Source organism: Sulfuricurvum sp., from assembly GCF_030691015.1.
In the GTDB taxonomy this organism is placed as follows: domain Bacteria; phylum Campylobacterota; class Campylobacteria; order Campylobacterales; family Sulfurimonadaceae; genus Sulfuricurvum.
Genome location: NZ_JAUYFF010000001.1, coordinates 129,582 through 153,032, shown reverse-complemented (window position 1 = coordinate 153,032; position 23,451 = coordinate 129,582). Strand labels below are relative to the sequence as shown.

Annotated in this window: 29 protein-coding genes; 16 read left to right on the top strand and 13 right to left on the bottom strand. The window is 45.6% G+C overall.

The features are described from left to right. The first annotated feature begins 1 nt into the window (after position 1). The gene (gene rlmC, locus Q8O20_RS00800; protein ID WP_305529605.1) at positions 2 to 1,120 is read left to right on the top strand and encodes a 23S rRNA (uracil(747)-C(5))-methyltransferase RlmC; all 1,119 of its coding nucleotides are present in this window, start codon (positions 2 to 4) and stop codon (positions 1,118 to 1,120) included. Here rlmC and Q8O20_RS00795 read toward each other — a convergent pair. Beyond that, positions 1,087 to 1,617, bottom strand: coding sequence for a M48 family metallopeptidase (locus Q8O20_RS00795; protein WP_305529604.1), 531 nt, complete (start codon positions 1,615 to 1,617; stop codon positions 1,087 to 1,089). The two genes, rlmC and Q8O20_RS00795, sit on opposite strands and share 34 nt — an antisense overlap. A gap of 44 nt (positions 1,618 to 1,661) precedes the next feature. On the opposite strand from Q8O20_RS00795, the gene Q8O20_RS00790 reads away from it, so the two are divergent. The 5 genes from Q8O20_RS00790 to Q8O20_RS00770 all read left to right on the top strand — a co-directional run bounded on the left by Q8O20_RS00790 (position 1,662) and on the right by Q8O20_RS00770 (position 5,796). Next, positions 1,662 to 2,243, top strand: a complete 582-nt coding sequence (locus Q8O20_RS00790; protein ID WP_305529603.1) for a hypothetical protein — start codon at positions 1,662 to 1,664, stop codon at positions 2,241 to 2,243. Beyond that, positions 2,240 to 3,049 (top strand): TIGR00282 family metallophosphoesterase, encoded by an 810-nt coding sequence (locus Q8O20_RS00785; RefSeq protein ID WP_305529602.1) that lies wholly within the window; start codon positions 2,240 to 2,242, stop codon positions 3,047 to 3,049. The genes Q8O20_RS00790 and Q8O20_RS00785 overlap by 4 nt, the downstream gene beginning before the upstream one ends. Before the next feature lie 21 nt (positions 3,050 to 3,070). Beyond that, positions 3,071 to 3,724, top strand: coding sequence for a 3-methyladenine DNA glycosylase (locus tag Q8O20_RS00780; RefSeq protein WP_305529601.1), 654 nt, complete (start codon positions 3,071 to 3,073; stop codon positions 3,722 to 3,724). Positions 3,725 to 3,752: 28 nt separating this feature from the next. After that, a complete protein-coding gene (locus tag Q8O20_RS00775; RefSeq protein ID WP_305529600.1) occupies positions 3,753 to 4,382 on the top strand; it encodes a hypothetical protein in 630 nt (209 codons plus the stop codon). 160 nt (positions 4,383 to 4,542) lie between these two features. Beyond that, on the top strand, positions 4,543 to 5,796 hold the full coding sequence (locus tag Q8O20_RS00770; RefSeq protein WP_305529599.1) for a hypothetical protein: 1,254 nt from the start codon (positions 4,543 to 4,545) through the stop codon (positions 5,794 to 5,796). On the opposite strand, the gene Q8O20_RS00765 is transcribed toward Q8O20_RS00770, so the two are convergent. Both Q8O20_RS00765 and Q8O20_RS00760 read right to left on the bottom strand, forming a co-directional pair. Continuing rightward, entirely contained in the window at positions 5,793 to 6,536 is a 744-nt protein-coding gene (locus Q8O20_RS00765; RefSeq protein ID WP_305529598.1) for a trans-aconitate 2-methyltransferase, read from the bottom strand. The two genes, Q8O20_RS00770 and Q8O20_RS00765, sit on opposite strands and share 4 nt — an antisense overlap. A 2-nt stretch (positions 6,537 to 6,538) precedes the next feature. Next, positions 6,539 to 6,730, bottom strand: a complete 192-nt coding sequence (locus Q8O20_RS00760) for a YwbE family protein (RefSeq protein ID WP_305529597.1) — start codon at positions 6,728 to 6,730, stop codon at positions 6,539 to 6,541. Between the two features lie 112 nt (positions 6,731 to 6,842). Here Q8O20_RS00760 and Q8O20_RS00755 point away from each other — a divergent pair, with 112 nt between their 5' ends. Further along, positions 6,843 to 6,974, top strand: coding sequence for a hypothetical protein (locus tag Q8O20_RS00755; protein WP_305529596.1), 132 nt, complete (start codon positions 6,843 to 6,845; stop codon positions 6,972 to 6,974). Positions 6,975 to 6,987: 13 nt separating this feature from the next. Here the strand turns inward: Q8O20_RS00755 and Q8O20_RS00750 are convergent, their stop codons facing one another. From Q8O20_RS00750 to Q8O20_RS00715, 8 genes are all read right to left on the bottom strand, one after another. Next, positions 6,988 to 7,347 (bottom strand): cupin domain-containing protein, encoded by a 360-nt coding sequence (locus tag Q8O20_RS00750; RefSeq protein WP_305529595.1) that lies wholly within the window; start codon positions 7,345 to 7,347, stop codon positions 6,988 to 6,990. A gap of 54 nt (positions 7,348 to 7,401) precedes the next feature. After that, positions 7,402 to 8,055: a methyltransferase gene (locus Q8O20_RS00745; protein WP_305529594.1), complete on the bottom strand. Its 654-nt coding sequence runs from the start codon at positions 8,053 to 8,055 to the stop codon at positions 7,402 to 7,404. A gap of 13 nt (positions 8,056 to 8,068) precedes the next feature. After that, positions 8,069 to 8,254, bottom strand: coding sequence for a hypothetical protein (locus tag Q8O20_RS00740; protein ID WP_294896376.1), 186 nt, complete (start codon positions 8,252 to 8,254; stop codon positions 8,069 to 8,071). Positions 8,255 to 8,349: 95 nt separating this feature from the next. Continuing rightward, positions 8,350 to 8,568: a cold-shock protein gene (locus Q8O20_RS00735; RefSeq protein WP_294896378.1), complete on the bottom strand. Its 219-nt coding sequence runs from the start codon at positions 8,566 to 8,568 to the stop codon at positions 8,350 to 8,352. Between the two features lie 199 nt (positions 8,569 to 8,767). Then, on the bottom strand, positions 8,768 to 10,393 hold the full coding sequence (locus Q8O20_RS00730; RefSeq protein ID WP_305529593.1) for a DNA polymerase III subunit gamma/tau: 1,626 nt from the start codon (positions 10,391 to 10,393) through the stop codon (positions 8,768 to 8,770). 57 nt (positions 10,394 to 10,450) lie between these two features. Continuing rightward, entirely contained in the window at positions 10,451 to 11,197 is a 747-nt protein-coding gene (murI, locus tag Q8O20_RS00725) for a glutamate racemase (RefSeq protein WP_304740853.1), read from the bottom strand. Between the two features lies 1 nt (position 11,198). Then, positions 11,199 to 12,524, bottom strand: a complete 1,326-nt coding sequence (gene rho / locus Q8O20_RS00720) for a transcription termination factor Rho (protein ID WP_304740855.1) — start codon at positions 12,522 to 12,524, stop codon at positions 11,199 to 11,201. A 125-nt stretch (positions 12,525 to 12,649) separates the two neighbouring features. Next, positions 12,650 to 13,114 carry a hypothetical protein gene (locus Q8O20_RS00715; RefSeq protein ID WP_305529592.1) on the bottom strand — a complete coding sequence of 155 codons (465 nt, stop codon included), beginning with the start codon at positions 13,112 to 13,114 and terminating at the stop codon, positions 12,650 to 12,652. Between the two features lie 114 nt (positions 13,115 to 13,228). Here Q8O20_RS00715 and Q8O20_RS00710 point away from each other — a divergent pair, with 114 nt between their 5' ends. Continuing rightward, on the top strand, positions 13,229 to 14,032 hold the full coding sequence (locus Q8O20_RS00710; RefSeq protein WP_305529591.1) for a formylglycine-generating enzyme family protein: 804 nt from the start codon (positions 13,229 to 13,231) through the stop codon (positions 14,030 to 14,032). On the opposite strand, the gene Q8O20_RS00705 is transcribed toward Q8O20_RS00710, so the two are convergent. Further along, the gene (locus Q8O20_RS00705) at positions 14,010 to 14,423 is read right to left on the bottom strand and encodes a YchJ family protein (RefSeq protein WP_305529590.1); all 414 of its coding nucleotides are present in this window, start codon (positions 14,421 to 14,423) and stop codon (positions 14,010 to 14,012) included. The genes Q8O20_RS00710 and Q8O20_RS00705 overlap by 23 nt on opposite strands. A gap of 62 nt (positions 14,424 to 14,485) precedes the next feature. On the opposite strand from Q8O20_RS00705, the gene Q8O20_RS00700 reads away from it, so the two are divergent. Then, positions 14,486 to 15,796, top strand: coding sequence for a DNA recombination protein RmuC (locus tag Q8O20_RS00700; protein ID WP_305529589.1), 1,311 nt, complete (start codon positions 14,486 to 14,488; stop codon positions 15,794 to 15,796). Here Q8O20_RS00700 and Q8O20_RS00695 read toward each other — a convergent pair. After that, positions 15,791 to 16,339 carry a phosphatidylcholine/phosphatidylserine synthase gene (locus tag Q8O20_RS00695; protein WP_305529588.1) on the bottom strand — a complete coding sequence of 183 codons (549 nt, stop codon included), beginning with the start codon at positions 16,337 to 16,339 and terminating at the stop codon, positions 15,791 to 15,793. The genes Q8O20_RS00700 and Q8O20_RS00695 overlap by 6 nt on opposite strands. Positions 16,340 to 16,481: 142 nt before the next feature. Between Q8O20_RS00695 and Q8O20_RS00690 the strand changes: the two genes are divergently transcribed. The 7 genes from Q8O20_RS00690 to Q8O20_RS00660 are packed head-to-tail and all read left to right on the top strand — an operon-like array spanning position 16,482 to position 23,435. After that, positions 16,482 to 17,681, top strand: a complete 1,200-nt coding sequence (locus tag Q8O20_RS00690; protein WP_305529587.1) for an OprD family outer membrane porin — start codon at positions 16,482 to 16,484, stop codon at positions 17,679 to 17,681. A 9-nt stretch (positions 17,682 to 17,690) separates the two neighbouring features. After that, positions 17,691 to 17,936: a FeoA family protein gene (locus Q8O20_RS00685; RefSeq protein ID WP_305529586.1), complete on the top strand. Its 246-nt coding sequence runs from the start codon at positions 17,691 to 17,693 to the stop codon at positions 17,934 to 17,936. Continuing rightward, positions 17,926 to 20,037, top strand: a complete 2,112-nt coding sequence (gene feoB, locus Q8O20_RS00680; protein WP_305529585.1) for a ferrous iron transport protein B — start codon at positions 17,926 to 17,928, stop codon at positions 20,035 to 20,037. The genes Q8O20_RS00685 and feoB overlap by 11 nt, the downstream gene beginning before the upstream one ends. Positions 20,038 to 20,071: 34 nt before the next feature. Continuing rightward, complete coding sequence (locus tag Q8O20_RS00675; protein ID WP_304740874.1) at positions 20,072 to 20,734, top strand: response regulator transcription factor; 663 nt, start codon at positions 20,072 to 20,074, stop codon at positions 20,732 to 20,734. Then, on the top strand, positions 20,734 to 22,032 hold the full coding sequence (locus Q8O20_RS00670; RefSeq protein WP_304740876.1) for an ArsS family sensor histidine kinase: 1,299 nt from the start codon (positions 20,734 to 20,736) through the stop codon (positions 22,030 to 22,032). Before Q8O20_RS00675 ends, Q8O20_RS00670 begins: the two co-directional genes overlap by 1 nt. Beyond that, on the top strand, positions 22,033 to 22,800 hold the full coding sequence (surE, locus tag Q8O20_RS00665; protein WP_304740878.1) for a 5'/3'-nucleotidase SurE: 768 nt from the start codon (positions 22,033 to 22,035) through the stop codon (positions 22,798 to 22,800). It begins immediately after the preceding gene. Then, positions 22,797 to 23,435, top strand: a complete 639-nt coding sequence (locus Q8O20_RS00660) for a tRNA threonylcarbamoyladenosine dehydratase (RefSeq protein ID WP_305529584.1) — start codon at positions 22,797 to 22,799, stop codon at positions 23,433 to 23,435. The genes surE and Q8O20_RS00660 overlap by 4 nt, the downstream gene beginning before the upstream one ends. Positions 23,436 to 23,451: the final 16 nt, after the last annotated feature.

Sequence of the window (23,451 nt, the reverse complement as noted above, 5' to 3'; positions counted from 1 at the left end):
GTTGAGTTTTTGCAGTTATTACGATACCCAGCAATGCCATTCGTGCAGTTGGATCGATTATCATTATGCCGAACAGCTGAAATTAAAAGGGGAGCATTTACATACCCTTTTGAATCCGTACAAGCCTGAGGATTGGCTCAAACCTGCAACGTCGCCGCTCAAGGGGTTTCGAAATAAAGCGAAGATGGTAGCAACCCCGACATTGGAGGGTATTGTGCTGGGGCTCTCTGAAGAGGTGAGTCTCATCGAGTGCCCACTGTATGATATCAGTATGCAAAAAACATTGCATACGATCCAAGAGTGGCTCCGAGAGTTAGGGATCAAAGGGTATGACGTACGATTGCGAAAAGGGGAGCTGAAATACGTCCTCCTCACCAAAAGCAAATCCAACGGTTCGATGATGCTCCGTTTTGTCCTCAAATCGCATGGAATCATAGGACGCTTAGAGAACGGCGTAGACGATTTGATAAAACGCGCCCCCGATCTTAAAGTGATCACCGTCAACATACAGCCGGTTCATATGGCGATTTTAGAAGGGGATGAGGAGATCTTCTTAACTGAACAGCGTCGCCTAGAAGAGCGATTCAACGGCATCCCTCTCTATATACGCCCCAAAAGCTTTTTTCAAACCAACCCCGAAGTGGCCGAAAAACTTTACCGCACCGCAAGCGAGTGGGCGGATGAGAGCAAACCGAAGATTTTATGGGATCTTTTTTGCGGAGTAGGGGGATTTGGTCTCCATTGTGCGACAGGGGATCGGAGTATCGTCGGTATCGAGATCGAACCTGAAGCGATAGAGTGCGCCCGTGATTCGGCCGCGCAGTTGGAGCTTAAAAACGTCCGCTTCGAATCGCTCGATGCGGCGAGCTTCGGAGCAAGTTCGGGCGAGAAACCCGATGTGATTATCGTGAACCCGCCGCGCCGTGGGTTGGGAGAGCAATTGTGCAAGTGGTTGATCCGCGTCAATGCGGATCGGATTCTTTATTCGAGCTGCAATGCGACGAGTTTAGCCAAAGACCTTGAGAGCCTCAGCGGTTACAGTGTTCGACGCGTTCAGCTTTTTGATATGTTTCCCCACACGACCCACTATGAGGTTTTGGTGGAGCTGGTACTCGTATAAAGTTCTCCAAATGTATCGAGATACGTAAGGTAAAGACGTACTTCGAATTCGAGCTGATGATACTCGGGTTCGATATGGGTGCAAAGTTTATAGAAGGCTTTGTTGTGCTCTTTCTCTTTAAGATGGGCGAGTTCATGGATGAGTATCATCCGTAAAAACGGTTCGGGGGTTTTTTTAAACAGATGTGAGATTCGAATCTCATTTTTCGCTTTGAGCTTCCCTCCCTGCACCCGTGAGACGAAGGTATGGGTTCCGAGTGCGGAGCTGAGATCACGGATCTTGGTGTCATAAAGAACCTTGGAAATCACGCCAGAACTGCGAAAATGGGTGTTTTTAATGACCATAACATAATCATAAAGGCTTTTATCGGTATTGACCGTATGGGTATCGGGATATTTGAGTAAAAGGCGCTCACCAAGGGCATTCGTATCGATCAGTTTTTTTACCTGCGTCCGTATCTCTTGGCTGTAGTGGGTCAAATATTTAAGTGATTGCATACGCAATTGTAGTATAGTTACACAACATAATGCAAAGGTTCGGGATGGAACATCAAAAGATCGACGAACTCGTCGCAAAGATCAAAGCACTCGAATCGGAGCTGGAAGCGGAACTGCATCAAGAGTATGAGAAATTTACCTGTGAAATAACGAAAAAACGGGAAGAGCTTCTCGCCTCTTATCGGCGTGAGCACCAAGGATTATTACGCTATTTGGCGACGACACCGATTTTGCATTTGCTGAGTGCCCCCGTAATTTGGTCGGTTATGATCCCTGCCATGGTTCTTGACGCATTTGTAAGTGTTTATCAGTGGATCTGTTTCCCGATCTATAAGATCACCAAAGTCAAACGGAGCGATTACATCATCATCGATCGTCATAGGCTTGGCTATCTCAACATCATCGAAAAACTAAACTGTCTCTATTGCAGTTATTTCAACGGATTGATGGGGTACATTACCGAGATTGCGGGTCGTACCGAACAATACTGGTGCCCGATACGCCATGCATCGCGGGTCAAATTTATGCACAACAATTACAAAAAATTTTTCGATTATGGAGACAGTGAGAACTTTCGTCAAAGAAGCGCAGAGCTTAGAGAGGATCTCAAAGAGGAGAAAGAGTGAAAATAGCGTTTATCGGAGATATCGTCGGCCGTCCGGGACGGAGTATGATAAAAGAACACCTTACAAAGCTTAGACGTGAACACGAAATTGATTTCGTCATTGCCAACTACGAAAACGCCTCGCACGGCTTCGGGGTGACACTCAAAAATGCCCAAGAGCTGTTTGCTCTGGGGATCGACGTGATGAGCGGCGGAAACCACACGTGGGATAAAAAAGAGATCGAACCTCTATTGGAGTCAATGCCTCTCCTGCGTCCTCATAACTACCCTGAAGGGGTCAAAGGGACAGGGTGTAAGGTTTTCGACATTGCAGGGGAAAAACTTGCTGTGCTCAATATTATGGGACATTACGGGATGCCGTACGTCGATAATGCGTTTCGATGTGCCCGTGACACCGTCGCACACCTCAAAAATGACGGAGTCAATCATATCTTCCTCGATTTTCATGCCGAAGCCTCCAGCGAGAAGCGTGCAATGATGATGTTGCTCCAAGGAGAGGTGAGCGGCATTATCGGAACTCACACCCACGTGGGAAGTGATGATTTTCAGATTGCCAAAGGGACGGCGTATCTCACCGACATAGGTTTGAGCGGGTGTCGCGACAACGTCATCGGGATGGATTCGAAAGTTCCGTTAGAGCGGTTTATCACTGGGGTATCGGGACGATTCGAAGTGCCTGAAAAATGCCGCAAAATTCTCCAAATTGCTATAATGACATTCGATGAGGGGAAATGCACCGAAGCATTCAAACTCAAAATATTTGATGATGGAAGAGTATTCCGCACCGATGCGTGGTGCGAGGAATAGCCATCCGATAAAGGAGCTTCTATGCAGTTATCCGATTCTTTCGAACTTTTCAGTGCATTGGAGAGCCTTAAACTCTTAGAGGAGTCTCCGCCGCTGTGGTGGCCTGCCTATGGCACTTTTGAAGTGGTAGTCGGTGCCATCCTCACCCAAAACACCCAATGGTCACGTGTTCAAATCTCCCTCGATAACCTCCGTATCAAAGAGTTTCTCGCCCTTCATGTCTTAGCCCATTGCGATGTCGAGGAGCTGATGGAGCTGATCCGACCCAGCGGCTTGTTCAAAGCCAAAGCCCAGAGCCTCATCCGCCTCTCCCAAGCGATCATTGATGATTTCGGCGATTTCGAGACCTTTGCACTCAGTGTCGATAGAGATTGGCTGTTATCTCAAAAAGGGATCGGCCCTGAGACGGCGGACAGCATCCTATGTTATGCCTGCGCCCGTCCCGCGATGGTCGTCGATAGCTACACGGCACGGCTGTTAAATGCGTTCGGATATGAGTTCGAGAGTTATGATGAGTTGCAGGAGTGGTGCGAAGCGGGGGTGCGAGGCTATTTCGACACGGTTCAGCTCCCTGCGGCTTTTGCGCGGTTTCATGGGATGATTGTGGAGTATGTGAAGGGGAATAGTCGGGGGAAAAATGTTGATATCGGAAAACTTAGTTCTATGTCGGCATAATAAGTTAAAATTTATATGTGGAATTATAATGAGTGATAATGAAAATAAGTATGATATATCAAAACATCCATTAGTAGTTATTGTTCTTGCAGTGGTTGGAACTTTTGGATTTAGTTATCAATTCGTGTTACCAATTATGACAGCAAAATTACAAAATGACGTAGACAAAATACCTGTTTTTGAAATGCAAATTAAAGAAGATAAGGTAAAAATTCAAGAGCTTGAACAAAAATTAAAGCAAACAGAAAGTCAATTATTCATTGCTCAAAATGCTAATTTATTTACTCAAGACAGCCCATATCCAGTTGGTTTAGGAAAAGTTAGGATTGGGGATCCAATAGCAAATTTGATTACAGTCTATGGAGAAAAAGAATTACAAAAAAAAGATAGTTTTTGGTCTATAGATAAGATACATTCAAAATTCATTCATGTAACTTATTACTTTAATGATGAATCTCAAAAAAAAGAAATAACGCATATCTTATTTCGTACGAATGTTGACTCTCATAATAAAGATGCTTTGCAAGAAATATTAGAAAATAACTTTGGTGTACCTCTTCGATTGAAAAATGATGAAGTTGCATGGAAGACTTCAAATGGAATGATTTATAAGATTGAGGATTTTTCATATTTTTTATATCCTCCAGAACAAAAATAATTTAAAACACCTCTTTAACCCGTCCCACTTCCCTACTTTTTTGTTTAGGCAGAAAAGTAGCAAAAGAGCATACTGCGATCCAAGAACACTCGTTCCTCACTTTTATCCTATTAAGATAAGATACCTCTCATATTACGCGAGCAAATTATCAGGAGTTTATGTGGTTAAATTTTTTGTTATGGCGCCTATTTTTATCGATTATAACGGCGATTTGGTAGAAGAAAATTTGGTAGTTTTTTCTTCTGGGAATAAAAAAACCGTTGAAACGATCGTGACGGGTGCAGGATTAAAAAAATTCTCCTCAGAAGTATTTCATTACCACGCCAATCAGCAAGAAGTTCTAAATATCGCTAATGCGTTGGCGCAAGAGCGAAACCTCTACCCGTACTATCTGGAAATATCACACAAGAGTACAGCTGAAATATCAACGGTTGCTTCATTGATTGTGGATGACAATCTGAAGTTTTTGGTGGCATTTGAGATCGAATGTACCGGATATACGGATGCAGGAGACTTTATTTACGAATCTCTGAAAAACAGGTCTCCGATTGAAAATCTTGGCCTGAGCGGATGGCGTGATGAGGTTTTAGCCAAAGCAAAAACTGTCGTTTTGGATATCATGGGGCAATGTGCAAAATCGATAGGGGTATCAGCCCCTTTGGGGGCATCGTTCGTCCTCGATTCGTTTTATCCGCTGGTGATATCTGATGAAGCGGCACAGATAGACATGTCGGAACTTTTCAGTAATGAGGAGAGCAGCGCTGAGCAGAGTCATTCCACACTTGGCGGCGATAATAAAGAGGCTTTTGTCCGTATCGGGTGGAACTATGGGCTCTCTCTGGGTCTTAACGATGCAACGGCAAATCTCAAAATAATCAGTTTTTTACTTTTTTTACAGAGCTATTATTATCAAATGCGGTTTTTTAAACTTTATTTTTTGGACAAACTCGAAGATTTGATTGTCCAAAAAGAGATATCCAAGACGGAGAGCGAGACGTTTGCCCGATTAAAGCTCTCATACCACAAATTTACCCTCCATTTTATGAACTACAAAACCGGACTGAATCCAAAGTATTATTCGGAATTTGAAAAAGTCGAATTGCTGTGGCATTTGAAAGACGATATGGAAATTATCGATCGCGCTTTTGATATACAAAATGAGCGAGCCGATAAACTCTATCAGGCAACCGTAGAAAAAGACAACAACACCCAAAATCTCGCGCTCAAGCTAATCACGGTACTGCAAATATTTGGTATCTACAGTATCTATTATGACGGACTACAGTTGTCGAAAGAACCGATTTCCTATTTTAAGGGGGCGACACTCCTAGCCGTTATCTTGAGTGTCGTGATCGTGGCACTGCTGTGGAAAAACGGGTTCAAAGCGGTGTTTGCGAAAAAGAAACTCGATTAAGAGGGGATACCGGAGAGAAAGATGATCTGGTCTCTGAACTCGATCATCTCTTGGTCTGCGTAGGTGGATTCTAGCTGTGATATCCCTTTTGCGATCTCTTCATCGGTAAAGTTTTGCAGATTAGACATAAACCGGTTTCGCAGCATCCCGTACCATCGCTCTTTGGGCATACTAAAGACAAACTCCTCTGTTATCGAGGCAGGGTTGATTCCAGCTTCGAGCAGCTCTTTTTTCATCGATTCAAGTGAGGGTTGTCCCTGTGCAAACGTTTCGAGTGCTGCTGCAAAAAATGGCAACGGGGTATTTTTCGGACGGGTGACGATTAACAGTTTCCCCTTTTCACTCAGCTGACGACGGATTCCTTCAAAAAGTGTTTTACGTGCATCTACAAAGTGAACCATCTCTTTGAGTAGTATTTTGTCATAGCGGATATTGCGTTCGGAAAACGATAACGCATCAGCGCAGACAGGTTCGAGGTTATCGCTTTGTTGTATCTGTGAGAGCATATTTTCTGAGGGTTCTACGCACAGCGGTTTGTTATGAAGATCCGCTTTTTTGGCGATGAGTTTGGTGTAAAATCCCGTTCCGCCCCCAAGATCGACGAATCGATCATCGGGCATTAAATTCAAAGTGGAGACAATAGTCGTACTCATCCAGTTTTGATATTCGGGTGTCATCTGCCAAAGGCCGTTAAACTCATCAGCGATGGTGTCAAAATGGTTCTCTTTTTGTACGCTCATCTTTAAAATACCTCTTTGACTCGTCCCACTTCACCGCTCATCAACCTCACTTTTATCCCGTGCGGATGATTCGGTGATTTGGTGAGGATATCGCGGACGACCCCCTCCGTCAGTCTACCTGAGGATTGATCCTCTTTGAGGACGATGCTCACCCGTTTGCCTGACATAATATTTTTACGTTCTTTACCGTCCATAATTGATCCTTTTTCGTATTCAAGTGCAATGATAGCGCAATAGTCGATAAACGGTATGTGAACGGTAAACGCGTTATAATTCCACCATCAATTTACAATTTTAGGAGAATCAATGATTCGTTTCGTAATGCTCTCAATAGTGACAATTTTAATGTTTAGCGGATGTACGGTAAAAGAGTTTGGCGACGGTGTGAGTGATGGTATCGGCGATGTTAAACGGGTGATTCGCGGGAATAATAACTAATCCCGCATCCTCTTTAGCACGCTAACACTTCGATAACGTCTACCCCTTTGGGGACGAGACATAAAAAACTGTAGGTTTCATCACCCAAGGTCTCATAACTGTGCGGCACTCCTGCAGGGATAAGCAACACATCTCCCGCCCCCGCTTCAATCGTTTTATCTCCGATCACGACACGCGCCCGACCGCCGAGGACGTATTGTTCATGCTCAACACTATTGGTATGCAATGGCATATGTCCCCCTGCGTCTATGGTAAAGTTTCGCATAGCGAAGTTGGGGGATTCATCGGGAGATAGGAGCATCTTCATACTAACTCCTTTACCCGCTTTTTGGGGAGTCGCTTCGATGGTTTCAATGTGTTTGTGCAGATACATAAGTGCCTCGTGATGGTTAAGTACGAAAGGGTAGCATAGGAGAGTTAAAAATTTCTAACGGACGTAACGGAGAAGCTGCCCTTTAAAGGCTTGGGTAAGATAGGTCATATCCAGCGGTTTGCTCTGAGTATGGGAGAAATCGAGATTCACCATTTTTTTACTGAAATTGGAGTGGTTACCGCGCCCCGGATCGACAATGATCACTTCGCAATGCTCTTTGGTATGGCGATCGATAAATCCCGCTAAAAGGTTAATATGGTCTCTCTCATAGAGGAGATCACTTCCGATGATAAGGTCAAATTCACCCAGCGTATCATCAAAATCTCCCCATCCGGTTCGGGTAAACGGGATAAGTTTGTCGTTATTGATACGGACGTTTTCATCCATAAAGCGTTTTGCTTCGGGATGGTAATCGGTGGCGGTGATATCGGCGGCTCGGTGATTGAGAACAAGGCTTGCTAGTCCGATACCGCATCCCACCTCTAAAATACGTTTTCCCTCGATCTCAAAATCGCTCATCAGATGGGCGAGAATTTTGCTCGAATCCCAGATTACCCCAAACAGCGGCCATGACGCGGAGGATATCCCGAGGTTGTGTGCCATATCATCGGTATCGTGATATTGTTGAGTATCTCTGAGGGTTCGGACGTGGATGTCAGCGTTGATAAATTCGAGGGTTTGATATCGGAATCGTAAGGGTGAGGACATAGCTACCTTGCGCTTAAGCGCGAAGGTTTAGCCACGAGGGAGGATTGTCGAAACTGAGTTCACTTTCGTGCCAGTCGGTTTTTTCACTGTTGCGGGCGTGTAATTGACCGCCGATAAGGGTATATTGGAGCCCTGTTACATTGCTGGTAAGTTTTTTACCCTCTTTTAACGCATCTAAAACGGCTTCTCTGCTTTCCATAGTGGTCCTTTTAAATCGGCTTGGAAAAACACCTGATAGTGTCTTAGTAAAATGATTTAGGGAAGATGGGCAGAAAAAATCTGCCCAAGAGGAAGTTACAGAGCTGTAACGTTTTCTGCTTGTGGACCTTTGTCACCTTGACCTACTGTGTAAGTCACTTTTTGACCTTCGTCAAGAGAAACACGGCCATAACCAGTGCTGTTAATTTGACGGAAATGTACGAATACATCTTTCCCGCCGTTATCTTGTTGGATAAATCCAAAACCTTTTTCGCTGTTGAACCATTTAACGGTTCCGTTTAGTACGTCTGCCATAGTAAACCCTTTGTTTTAAAAATACACTTCGTTGCCGAAGTGGTCGAAAATATAAAGTGGAGTATTCTAAGGTAGATCGTACTGTTAACTAAAAGGTCTTCAATAAAAAGCAAACCAAAGATGAAACTCTAAATCATCTTTCTTAATGATAAGTATAGCTGAATAAAAACTTAATAGCAAGGTTTTTCTTAAACTATTTTTAAACTTTAGATTGGACCGTAATCTTGGTCGCTTCAAACAGTTCTGCCGCTTTTTGAATCATAGCTTCTTTGAGGACATCGCTGCCGTCAAACTCTTTGACACTGGTTTCATCACACGCACTGACGCAACTTCCGACCCCTATTTCGGCCTCTTCAACCATCGAGGCGGGTTCCGGAGTACTCTCTTCTTCGGGTAATACGATTTCTACATTGGGAGGGGTTGGTTCCTCTGCAGATTTCGTACACCCTTGGGATTTGATTTGCGTATCGATGCCGTAAATCTCACGGACAAACTGGCGGATGATCCCGAAACTGTTTTTGAGGAGCTCTTTATCCTCACCCTCGGCACAGCTCTCCCATGTCAGGATCTCATTATCAAAGGAGAGGAACGTGACATTGTTCTTAAAAGATATTCCCAATTCGGAACTTCGGTCACTGATCCGTTCACACAGCTGCTCGAAAGAAGATTTTACCGCAGGGGGCGTCGGGGTGACATGAATACTCGGCGTTTCACTCATACTTACTGCAGCAGGGGGAGAAGCTTTTGGAGGTGTATGCGAAATCCGTGATTCGAGAGACTCGATCATCTCGTCGATCTCTTTGATTTTGAGCGCTTCGATCATTTTAAAGAGGATAAGACTCACCACAAACCCGCCGTCCGCATTGATCGCGAAAAGGGTTTTGGCATCGCTCAGTATTCGGAAGAACCGCTCGATAACCAGCGGGCTGAATCGGTGATCCCCTTCATACAGACGCTCTTTGAGATAGGCGATCAGTTCATCGACGACCATTTCCGACTCATACGCTTCGAGTTCTTGGAGCATTTGGATCAGAGATGGGCGGTCTTTGGCAAAAATAGCGTCAAAAAGTCGGCTGATGTAATCGGGATCGAGAAGCCCGAGCATATCGGCGACGGTTTTGACATCTACAAATCCTTTGGAATAGATGATAGCCTGATCCATGAGGGTGAGGGTGTCACGAAGACTTCCCGAACCGCTACGGGCTAGGATATCAAGTGCTTCGGCTTGGTACTCGATGTTCTCCAAATGGAGGATGTGGCTCAGATGGTGGACGATGTTCGGATGGCTGATCCGTTTGAAGCGAAAATGCTGAGTTCGGCTCAAAATGGTTGGGGGGAGTTTGAGCGGATCGGTCGTTGCCAAAATAAATTTGACATATTCAGGCGGCTCTTCGAGGGTTTTAAGGAGGGCATTATGCGCCTCTTTCGTGAGCATGTGTACTTCGTCGATGATAAATATTTTTATATTGGCGCTGGCCGGACGGTATTTCGTATGTTCTATCAGATCGCGGATATCGTCGATCTTGCGGCTGGAAGCGGCATCCATCTCGATGATGTCGATATGCCGCCCTTCATTTGCCATAACACAGTGGCTGCATACATCACACGGTGCGGATGTGGGGCCGTTTTCGCAAATAAGTGATTTCGCAAAAATACGTGCGGTAGAGGTTTTACCCGAACCGCGAAGTCCTGAAAAAAGGTAGGCGTGAGAGAGGCGTCCCGAATCGAGGGCAAGGGAGAGGGTTTGGGAGATACTCTCCTGTCCGATAAGCTCTTCGAAACGTCGGGGACGGTATTTGAGTGCGAGTACTTCGGATGTGCCCAATTGAGACCTCTTTGATTTTGTGTAAGAGAGTTTACCGTGGTTACGATAAATTTTAGATTACAGTGACAGCCACTCTTTGGCGACGCGGCGAAGTCCTTCGGGATTTTCGGAGGCGAAAAATTTGAGGCTGGTCTCCTCGTACCGTTTTGTAAAATCGTAATGACTTTCCAAATATTCGACGATCGCTTCACCGGAGTGGATGAGGGTGCTTTTCCCTTCGAAATAGCCGTCAATCGCTCGTGCAACGAGAGGGAAGTGGGTACATCCGAGGATAATCGCATCGGGCGTTTTTTCTAATGAACCGAAATAATGGTGCAATACACTTTGGAGTACTTCACCCTCATAGAGTCCCTCTTCAACGATAGGAACCAGCAATGAGGTTGCAATGGCACTTAGATTTTGATATCCGAGAGGCTGAAGCCCTTTTTCGTAAGCTCCCGATTTGACGGTCGCTTTGGTTCCCAAAATAAGGATATTGGCATCGGTATCAGCGATTGCGTTTTTAAGTGCCAACACTCCCGGATCGACGACTCCGATAACGTCGCAGTCACTGTGCTCTCTCATCTCATCGAGGGCATAGGCACTGACGGTATTACAGGCGGTGATCAGGAGGTCGATTTCAAAATTTTTGAAAAATTCGAGGGCTTCTAGGGAGTAGCGGATGATCGTGTTTTGATCTTTGACACCGTAGGGGACACGGGCGGTATCGCCGAAGTAGATAATCTCTTCAAAGAGTTTATGTTCCAACAGCGATTTTACGACGCTCAGTCCTCCAACACCGCTGTCAAAGACTCCGACTCTCATCTTATTTTGTCGACTCGTTCATACTGTCGAGGAATTCGATATTGGACTTACTTTTAAGCATAGTGCTGTAAAGGAAGCGGAGTGCTTCCACTTCGTCCTCTTGTTTGTGCAACATAGAACGAAGGACAAATACTTTTTGCAAGACATCCGGCCCGAGGAGGAGCTCCTCTTTTCGGGTTCCCGATTTGAGGATATCGATAGCCGGGAAGATACGGCGATCGGAGATTTTACGGCTGAGGACAATCTCGGAGTTTCCGGTCCCTTTGAACTCTTCGAAAATAACTTCATCCATTCGGCTTCCCGTATCGACAAGGGCTGTGGCAATAATGGTGAGACTTCCGCCGTTTTCGATGTTACGTGCCGCACCGAAAAAGCGTTTCGGTTTATGGAGTGCGTTGGCATCGACTCCCCCTGAGAGAACTTTTCCCGAACTCGGGGTAACGGTGTTATACGCACGAGCAAGTCGGGTGATCGAGTCGAGGAGGATCACGACGTCTTTGCCCAGCTCAACGCGTCGTTTTGCCCGCTCGATGACCATTTCGGCCACTTTGACGTGGTTTTTAGCCGGTTCATCAAACGTTGAACTGTAGACTTCCCCTTTGACGGAGCGTTCCATATCGGTGACCTCTTCGGGGCGTTCGTCGACGAGAAGAACCATCAATTCGATTTCGGGATGGTTGCTGGTGATGCCGTGGGCGATCTCTTTCATCAGCTCTGTTTTACCTGAACGTGGAGGGGCGACGATAAGACCGCGTTGCCCTTTACCGATAGGAGAGAACAAGTCCATCATCCGTCCCGTTAGTTTGGTCGGTTGATATTCGAGTTTGATCTGCTCGAGCGCATAGAGCGGTGTGAGGTTTTCAAAGAGGGGACGTTTTTTGGACTCTTCGGGAGGGAGGTAGTTGATCGCTTCGACTTTGAGAAGGGCGTAGTAGCGCTCTTGGTCTTTCGGCGCACGAACCTGTCCCGTAACGATATCTCCGTTACGCAGAGCGAAGCGGCGAATTTGGGTGCTGGATACATACGCATCGTGCATGGAGTCACTGAAGCTTTGGTCTACCGCACGCAAGAAGCCGTAACCGTCTTGCATAATCTCCAAAATACCGGTAAAGAGGATGAATCCCCCTTGCTGTACCTGTGTTTTTAGAATTTCAAAAATAAGATCTTGACGCTTGAGTTCGTTGGGATCTTCAATGCTTAATGAGGTAGCAATTTCGAGGAGGTCTTCGAGCTTTTTAGTACGGAGGGCTTCAATCGTGAATCCATCTACAGGGATGTGGGTACGATTTTTCGTGTTGTTTCGAGGAGTTTTTGCGGTATCGCTCATGCGTGGAGTGCCTTAAAGTGTGTGGATTTAATCGGCGAGTTCTAGGTGAGATGTCATTGACAGGTCATTGTTTTGTTCCGACATTATAAACTATACTGAAGCGGGTTGTCAAGAAAGGATAGTATTTAGTACGGATAGAGTTTAAGATTGAATTTGAGGGCGATCATATTTCTTTGCGGTATGACGTCGAGTATAAAATATTTATGGCGGTAATAGAGCATCGGCATAAAGGCGATACTCGTGTTGTCTTTGCCCTCGGTGCATTCGACCGAGCGCAGAGTGTCAAAACAATAGCCTCTCTGATATCCTACGACTCCATAGATACCAAATGAATCGATAATATCGTATCGATACCCGATAGCCGTAATGTCGGTTGTTTTGTTACGAGAATTGATAAAATGGAGATAGGCGAGGGTGTAGCGCTGATCAAGAACGGCTTCCGCACCAAATGCATTATGATCTTCATTGTAAGGGTTTCCATGCTCATCTGTGTCGAAATGGTGGGATACAAGTGCGAGTGTCGCATAGAGTTCCACCTCTTTTGCATTCATACAGGAGACAAAGAGAATGAGGGTAAGAAAGAATTTCATACAAAAGATTTTATCTTAAATGAGAGAAAATAGAAGGGAGCAATGTGAAGATGTGAACGGTTTTTGCTATGTCTGTTTTTAGAAAAGCAATAAACATATTTTAAAAGGTTCATCTTGTTCGATTTTTTTACCAAGAAATCCGAAGAAACTACCGTTGTCACAGCGGTAGAGACTCCCAGAAATTTTACGAATTCGATCGGTATGGAGTTTCTCTACATCGACGGCGGCGAATATACGATGGGACGTAATCCGCAGTATAACGAAGGGGGAGAGGTGGAATCTCCCGCACATTCGGTAAAACTTGGCGGATTTTGGATCGCGAAGTACCCTGTGACCCAAGAGCAGTATTTCAAACTAACCCGTGTTAACCCCTCTTTTTTCAAAAATGACAAGGTCGAAGAGGAGAGCTCTCGTCGTCATCCGGTGGAACAGGTGAGCTGGTTCGATGCGAAAGCCTATGTGGAACTGCTCAACCGCTATGAGGGGAAAACACGCTTTTATGCATTGCCGACCGAAGCACAGTGGGAATACGTCACTAAAGCGGGGGGGAATACCCGATTTTCATTCGGTGATTCCGAAGCATTACTCGATGATTATGCGATTTATGAGTACAGCTCCAACGGAAGAACGGCGGTAGTTGATGGCAAAGCTCCAAATCGACTGGGAATTTACGGACTTTTGGGGAACGTATGGGAGTGGTGCGAAGATGATTTTTTCGCTAACTACAACGGCGCCCCAACCGACGGAAGCCCCCGTATCGGCGGAGCCGAGGGGGAGTCGTTCAAAGTGCGTCGCGGCGGGAGCTATAAAACAGGATACTTGTGTTTGCGCAGTGCGTTTCGGGGATATTCCCGTCCCGATCTCGTAGCCAATGATATTGGATTTCGTCTCGTTATCAACGGTGATCCGTTGAAGTAAACTCACCGCTCTCATAAAGCCATTTTCCCTCAACGTTTAAAAAGCGGCTCTTTTCACACAATGAGCCGCCATCCAAAATCGCTTCAAATGTCACAAACGCTTTGTCCTCTCCATCGATAAACTCATTTATTCTCAAACCTAAAAAGCGGGTAGACTGCGAGAAATTCAAAATACTTTTTTTCCAATTCTCTTTATCTTCCGTGTAATCGGAGTTGTTCGGATGGGTTGTTGCCATAATGTACTCTGCTAAACCCAGAGCAAAGGCACTGTAGCGTGAACGCATCAGTTTTTCAGCAGTAGAGGGGATAATACCTTTGTGGTAGGGTTGACAACATTGCTTATATTTTTTACCGCTGTGACAAGGGCAGAGGGCGTTGGGTGAAATTTTCATACCGTATCTTACAAAATGCCATCTTTTTAACCTCTTAGGAGTGATGGGTTATAATCACCCTTATGATATATGAAGTAACAACACTTATTGGCTTTTTAGCCGCCGGAACACTCGGATGGATGTGGAACCAATCCCGCCAACACTACGCGCTCCTTGAAGCACGTGCATTGCAACTCCAAGAACTTTATGTGCAGGAGCAAACCCTCAAATCAAAAATCCAAACGGAATTAGAGACTACTCAAAAAGAGTACCATAGCTTGGAACGCGATTATGCGGTGCTCCATACCCGTCATGAAGAGTCGGCACGCTCCTTTGAAGAGAAAATTCGTCTTTTGGACGAAGCAAAAGTACAGATGAAAATGCAGTTCGAACAACTTGCGGCGCAGATTTTTGAGCAAAAAGCGAAAACATTCGATGAAGCCCATACGAAAGGGCTTGATTTACTCCTCAAACCGTTTCGTGAGCAGATAGCGCAATTTGCAACCCAGAGCAAAGAGCAGTTTATCCACGATGCGAAAGAGCGTCAAAGTATCAAAGACGAAATCCTCCGCCTCAAAACCCTCAATGAACGGCTCAGCCAAGATGCGATCAACCTCACTCAAGCCCTCAAAGGGGAGAACAAGACCCAAGGAAATTGGGGAGAGATTGTGTTGGAGCGGATACTCGAAGAATCGGGACTGCGTGAGGGGCATGAGTATGAAACCCAAAATACCTACAGCGATGAAGAGGGGAAAAAGTTCCGTCCGGATGTCATCGTCCATCTCCCTCAGAACAAAGATATCATTATCGACTCCAAAGTCTCACTCGTTGCCTATGATGCTTTTATCCGTGCTGAAACTGACGAAGAGCGTGCCCATGCACTCAAACAACATCTCCTCTCCATCCATGCCCATATCAAAGGACTAAGCTCCAAGCGGTACGAACAGCTCAGCGGGGTTCGTACACTTGATTTTGTCCTTCTCTTTATGCCGATTGAGGGGGCATTTTTGCTCGCACTGGAGCAGGATAATACGTTCTTTAAAACAGCGTATGAACAAAATATCGTCGTTGTCTCTCCCTCGACCCTTCTCGTAACTCTCCGTACCATCGAGCATATTTGGAGAAGCGAGTATCAAGAGCGTAATGCCAAAGCGATTGCCGAATCGGCAGAAGCATTGTATGAGAAACTGGTGGCGTTTGTCGAGGATATGGAGAAGATCGGCGAGCAGATCGGACGTACCCAAAAAAGCTATGAGGGGGCGATGAATAAGCTCTCAACTGGAAAAGGGAATTTAATCCGTCGTGTGGAATCGATGCGGAAACTGGGATTGAAGCCCAAAAAGATGCTTCCCTCATCTCTTATCGATGCAGATGATGAAGAAATCCTCTTATAGGTGAGGAATTTTTACCTTTGAATTCAACAATGCTCCGATGATGATCATCAGGGCAAGTACCCCCATCCATCCGATAAATCCCGATCCCAGCCATACTAGCCAGAGCAAAATCGCTCCCAGCGGCGTCGGAACACCCGTAAAATGTTTCGCGACCTCTCCCGCATCGGTATTGATATTAAATTGGATCAGACGGCGCAAACCGCTGATGACGTAGTAGATCGAAGCGATTGAGGTAATAATGAGGGGGATACCTTCTAAGTGGGTATAAACTCCTTGGAAGATAAAGAAGGTCGGGACGAGGACAAAGCTGAGAAAATCGGCGAACGAGTCGAGCTGAACCCCAAATTCGTTGGAAAGATTGAATTTACGGGCTATTTTCCCATCAATAATATCAAAGGCTCCCCCCATCCAAGCCAAGATGACCGCGATCACAAACTGATTTTGAGTGATAAAATAGCTTGCCAGCAATCCGCAGGTAATGTTTGCCATTGTCACCAAATTGGCGAGGTTAAAATGGCTGGTTGAGCGCCAGAGAAATTGCATAAAAGTCCTATTAGTGTATTATTTGGTTTGAAATTATACCCAAAGAGGGGAAAAGATAGTCTAATTGAAAAAGGTTATCATTATTAAGGGTAATGTAAGTTGATAATCTCTATCATTCTATAACAATAAAAAAAGGGAAACGATGAAAACGATAATCTTATTGAGTTTGGCAGCTGTCACTGTATTAAACGCAGGAAGTATTGATGAAGCGTTTGTAGCGGGGAAAGCGAGCGGACAAATTCGTGCGGCGTATACTTCTATCGAGAATGATGCGGGAGGGAAATCTTATGGAACTGCACTCGGTGGTATTTTAAAATACGAAACAGCTGAATGGAACGGATTGAAAGCGGGAGTAGGGGCGTATGTGTCTCAAAAACTCCACGCAGTATCAGGTAATGCAGATAAAAATGAGCTCAATACAGAGCTTTTTGACATCAACGGAAAATCGTATGCGTATGTCGGTGAAGCTTATCTTGATTACACAATGGATGATTTAAGCCTCCGTGTCGGTCGCCAACAAATCGATACTCCGTTTGCCGATACCGACGATATCCGTATGCACCCGAACACTTTTGAAGCGGCGATTGCAACGTATAGCGCTATTGAGGGGACAACGCTCGTAGGTGGATACGTGACGCGCTGGGCGGGATACGATTCAGAAGGTACCGTCTCTAAAGATAAATTCAAAAAACTCGGGGGCAATGAGAGCAACGGTGTTGCCGTTGTCGGTATTGTGAATGAAAGTGTTGAAAACCTTGCCCTACAAGGTTGGTACTATAGTATTGACGAAGTTTCCGATGCACTCTATACCGATGCAACCTACACTATCCCATTCTCTGAGACGATAGCTCTTGCACTCAGCGGGCAATACGCTAATTTTTCAGAAGAGAAAGCTAGCGGCATGGACGGAAGTGTTTACGGAATCGGTGCGGCATTCAACGTTAGTGCATTGACACTTGGAGCAGCGTATAATAAAGGATCCAATGATGAGGGCAAATCCGTTTCTAACGGCTTTGGTGGCGGACCGTATCTGACCTCGATGGAAGAGTGGACGATTGACGGGATGAACGACGTTAAAGCGTATCAACTCAGTGCTGGAGTGGATTTAGCCAATGCAGGGTTGGACGGGTTAACCCTCACGGCACTCTACGGTAATTTCAAAAGTGATACGGATGGAACCAAGGTAACTGAATTCGATCTCATCGCTTCATTGGAACTGAGCGAAGCCATTACCGGTGATATTAGCTATGCGATGATCGATGATAAATACGATAATGCCGACGGAAGCGGAGGAGATGTTGGTTATGATCGTTTTCTTGTCCGTTTGAACTATAATTTTTAAGGATCACACGTGAAAAATGAAACGATGACGCTATTGAGCGCTTGCACCAAAGGGGGAATTGCCACCGTAGCGAAGATTAATGCGACCGGTGCCCTCAAACAACGCCTCATCTCATTTGGGCTGATGAAAGGTGCTGAGGTCATAATGCTTGAATGCGGAATGACGAAAAGTACCTATGAAATAAAAATCGGCAATGTCAGTATCGCACTGCGCCGTGAAGAAGCCGAGTTGGTTGAGGTGTCAGATGTCCACTAAAAAAATTACCGTAGCACTTGTCGGACAACCTAACGTCGGCAAAAGTATGCTGATCAACTCAATCGGAAATGCGCGGCTGCATGTCGGGAACTTTACGGGGGTGACGGTCGAAAAAACCGTTGTCATGTTTGAACAAGAGGGGTATGAATTCAATGTCGTCGATCTCCCCGGAACCTATGCCTTTACCGACTACTCCATCGAAGAGAGAGTAACGCACGATTATCTTTGCAATGAAGAGTACGATCTTATTATCAATGTCCTTGACTCGACCAATATGGAGAAAAATCTTCAGTTGACCGCAGAACTCATGACCATGAACAAAAAAATGGTGATTGCCCTCAACATGTCGGATGAAGCGGATAAAGAGGGGATTGAAATCAATGCACCGTATCTTTCTCAACTGCTCGGTATCCCAAGTGTTTGTGTGTCGGCAGCCGCTAAAACAGGTCTTGACGCATTAATGAAAGCCGTTATCTCTGTGCATGAATCATCCTTTCAGGAACAAAAACTGATTTTCAGTGAAGCGGTCGAAGAGGAGATCGGGCTTATAGCCGATTATTTAAATCGTCGTAAGTTTAAAGCATCGATTAGCAACCGAAATATTGCAATTCATCTCCTTCAAAAAGAGAAAAAGACCTATCGGGTATTGCACGACAACCCGATTTGGACGGAGTTGCAACCGATGTTGATCGAAGCAGACCGCCACGTATTGCTCCATCACGACACAGATGATATGAAAGAGGCTTTTGCGGAAGAGTATTTCTCCTTTAATCGAGGGATTATCGCTGAAGCGGTGAAGGTCAAGCCAAAGTCACCGCTGAAAAAAACAACGACGGAAAAAATCGATTCAGTATTGATTCATCCTATTTTTGGGATACCGATCTTTCTCTTTTTTATGTGGGGATTATTTCAGCTCACGTTTGAGATCGGTTCTATTCCGATGGATTGGATCGATGCATTTTTCATCTGGTTCGGTGAGGCGGTAGGTGCTACGATCTCCAATGATGAGATTCGTTCTCTGATCGTCGATGGGGTGATTGCAGGGGTAGGGGCGGTTGTTTTGTTTGTCCCTAATATTGTAATTCTTTTTGTCGGGATTGCGTTGCTCGAATCGACAGGATATATGTCGCGGGTAGCGTTTTTATTGGACGGTTTTTTCCATAAATTCGGACTGCATGGGCAGTCATTTATCCCCCTTGTGAGTGGATTCGGATGTTCGATTCCGGCCTATATGTCGGCACGTATTCTAAAAAATGACCGTGATCGTCTCCTCACCCTTTTTGTCATCGGGTTTATGAGCTGCGGTGCACGCCTTCCCGTCTATGTCCTTTTTACAGGGGCATTTTTCGGATCTGACATGGCGGGGAATGTCTTGTTCGGTATTTACATACTCGGTGCGATGATCGGTCTTGTCGCGGCAAAAGTTCTCAAAATGACAGCGTTTAAAGGTCTTGATGAGCCGTTCGTTATGGAGATGCCGAAATACCGCCTCCCTTCGCTGAAATTGATTTGGCATACGGTTCAGATCAAAACGATGATGTACGTGAAAAAAGCGGGGACATTTATCGCCGCCGCATCGCTGCTCGTATGGTTTTTAAGTACCTATCCGAAAGACGGCTCGCTTGATGCCCTATACACGGTAAAAATTGAAGCGGCCGCATCGGAAGAGGAGGCAAAAGTTCTTGAAAATCAGCTTGCCGAGGCACAGCTTTCCCAAAGCTTTTTAGGACAAATCGGCCATGCTATCGAGCCGGCATTTGCACCGCTTGGATTTGACTGGAAAATGGCGGTAGCGCTTCAGACGGGATTGGCGGCAAAAGAGGTGGTTGTTTCGACGATGGGTGTATTGTATTCACTCGGAAGCGATGCGACCGAAGCGGATAACTCTTTGATGAGTGCAATCAGTTCTCACATCCCACTGGCGTCGGCGGTGGCCTTTATCGTTGTGATTATGACCTATCTACCGTGTTTGGCGGCATCGGTCGTCTTCACCCGTGAAGCGGGGGGGATTAAATATTTTGTGTATTTGTTTCTGTTTACCTCTATCGTGGCTTATTCACTGGCGTATGTCGCGTATCACGCAGTGTTGTGGCTGAGTTAGGTAATCATTAACCACTCTGCGTTACAATATCACCATGAGTAAAATATTAATGATTGAAGACGATCTCGAGCTTGCCGAGATCCTCACCGAATTTTTAGAACAGTACCAGTTTGACGTAACGACGGAAGATGATCCGTTCAAAGCGCTGAGCATTCTCAAATTAGAGAAATTTGATGCGGTCATTTTGGATTTAACCTTACCGGGTATGGATGGGTTGGAGGTGTGCGAAGCGATTCGTGCACGCCAAAACATCCCTATTATTATCTCCTCAGCTCGTTCCGATGTTACCGATAAGATCAACGCCCTTGAACTCGGTGCTGATGATTATCTCCCAAAACCCTACGATCCGAGAGAACTGGAAGCCCGTATCCATTCGGTATTGCGCCGATATGATGCCGCTTCGGAACTTGCACTTCAGAGCGAATGTGATTTTAAACTCAATGAACCTTCTATGCAAATCAGCTATAAAGGGCGACCGCTTGAATTCACCAATGCAGAGTACGGAATTTTGGCGCATATGATTAAAAAGCAGGGGATGGTTGTTTCGAGAGAAGATTTAATTCACAATGTGAGTGCGATCAACGAAGACTCCTCGAACAAAAGCATCGATGTTATGATGGGACGTATCCGTAATAAGCTCGGAGACAAATCCCTGATCGAATCGATTCGCGGTATCGGGTATAAACTTCTCAAGTAATGCTTAAAAATAACGCTGTTCTTGCCACCGTTGTTTTCGCCATGGTGGTGACCGTATCGAGTGTCAGTTACACCTTCTATCAGCTCTATGAAACCAATCGTGCCAAACATATCGATAATATCTTCAGCAAACACTCTCTCATCAGTCAAATCTATCACACCTATATTATCAAGCAGGTTTCTCAGCCGATGTTTGAAGCTAATCTGGCACTCTATGATCTTGAAGAGATATCGGATGAAACGGACTATGAGACGATAATCCGTCAAGGGAGAATCCTCAAAAGTGACGGTAACGGGGATGAGATGATGGAACAGTATTCTCTCTCAGAATCTCCTTTTGAAACGCATGCGGCGCAGCAGGTTATTACGTCGATGATCGAGCATCGAGGGCATATCTATTTTTGGGTCGAATCTTCCCGTCATAGCGTATTGCTTGAAGATCGGAATATCGAACCCTATCGACCGTTAAATCTCCTTTCGGCGTATGGGACGATTATGACGATTTTGCTCGTCTCCTTTGCTCTTATTATTTATCGTTTGCGACCTTTGCGCCGATTGCGGAAACAAATTGCCCGTTTCGGAGAAGGGGATATGGGGGTACGCTTCCGCATAGAGGGGAGTGATGAGATAGCCCTTATCGCAAATGAACTCGATTCGACCCAAAACAAAATCCGCTCTCTAATCGAGTCTCGTACCCTGTTTTTACGCAACATTATGCATGAGCTAAAAACCCCTATCGCGAAAGGGCGGATTGTCGCAACAATGCTGAGCGATGAGAAACAGCGCGGTCGGTTTGAAGGGATTTTCGAACGTCTTGAATCATTGATCGGGGAGTTTGCCCTGCTCGAAGAGATTACGTCAGGGAACCAGTACCATGAGAAAAAAGAGTATCGGCTCATCGATGTGATCGATGGGGCGATCGACCTTGCGATGGTAGAATATGATGCGGTTGATCGTCACATTGATGCATCGATTAAGATCGAAGCCGATTACCGTCTTTTTGTGACGGCGGTAAAAAATCTGATCGATAACGCGATCAAATACTCTCCTGAAAAAAGGATGGAGATTTGGATGGAAGAGGGGGAGATCATTTTCGCGAATGAAGGTGAATCGCTCAAAAAACCATTGAACTATTATATTGAACCTTTTACCAAAGAGCATCCGACGAAAGACAGCTTCGGATTGGGGCTTTATATCGTCGATGCGATTTTAAAAGAGCATGATTATGTTCTTGCGTATGAACGCAGAGAAAACCGTAACTGTTTTATTTGTGTCCCTGTAAAAACCAAAAGGAAATAGATGAAGAAAATTTTGATTACGAATGATGACGGATATGAATCTGCAGGGCTTTTAGCCCTCATTGACGCATTGGAGGGACTAGGACAAATCACGGTTGTTGCCCCCTCGACGGAGAAATCGGCGTGCGGACACTCACTGACGTTGACACGACCTCTTAGTTTTATCAGTGTCGGGGACGATTTTTACAAACTCGATGACGGCACCCCGAGCGATTGTGTCTATCTTGCCCTTCATTCCCTATTCGAAGAGTCCAAACCCGATTTGCTGATCAGCGGGATTAACAAAGGTTCCAATATGGGGGAAGACATTACCTATTCGGGAACGGCGGCAGCGGCGATGGAAGCGGTGCTCCACAGTGTTCCGGCGATTGCTATCTCACAAGTGATGGATTTTACCCAGCCCGTCGGTGATTTTGCATTGGCGAAACAGGCGATCCGCCATCTGGCGGAGAAAATTTTGAGGGGAGATTTTCCGCTGAACGAGCGGGAATTTCTCAATGTGAATATCCCGCACGATGTTAAGGAACTGGAGTTTGCCGTTACTTATGCAGGGTATCGCTATTATGCCAATGACGCCCATCTCCATCGTAACCCGCGTGGGATGGAATACTACTGGCTCGGACTTCATCCTCTGGAGTATAAGGCTCGCCCGAAACGTGAATCATTATGTGATTTTGAAGCGATTGAGGCGGGAAAAGTGTCTCTGACGCCGATCAAACTCGACATGAGTGCCTATAAATCGATGCAGCAATTACGGGATTGGCTGTGAGACATACCCGCACTAAACTTGTTTTCGGAGAAGATGCACATGCGAAACTCCAAAACGCTAAAATACTCCTCCTCGGGGTCGGCGGTGTCGGAAGTTTTTGTTTGGATTGTCTTTACCGTTCAGGAGTACGCGACATCACGATCATCGATTTCGATCGCTACGATGTGACAAACCAAAATCGTCAAATGCACTCGGAAATGCACGAGGGGGAGTTGAAAGTCGAAGCACTCAAAACTCACTATCCCGAAGTGATCGCGATTGCGGAAAAAATCACCCCCGAGTGGATCGAGGCGTTTGATTTTGAGCCTTATGATCTTATCCTCGATGCGATTGACGATATGCGTGCCAAACTCGCGTTAATCCAAAAATGCTATCCCAAACTTATCTGCTCCGTCGGTTCGGCAAAACGGCTAGACCCGACGAAGATCGAAGTGCGTTCCATTTGGAAAACCGAAGGAGACCCCTTTGCTTCCAAAATTCGTAATGAACTGCGTAAACGTAAATTCAAAGGGGATTTTAGCTGTATTTGCAGCTCTGAGCTTCCCCGAATCAAAGAAAAAGGGAGTTTTGTCGCGGTGACTGGGGGATTCGGCCTTGCAATGTGTTCGCTGGCTCTGCGGAAAATAGCTTTGTAACCTTCTTGTGACGTGA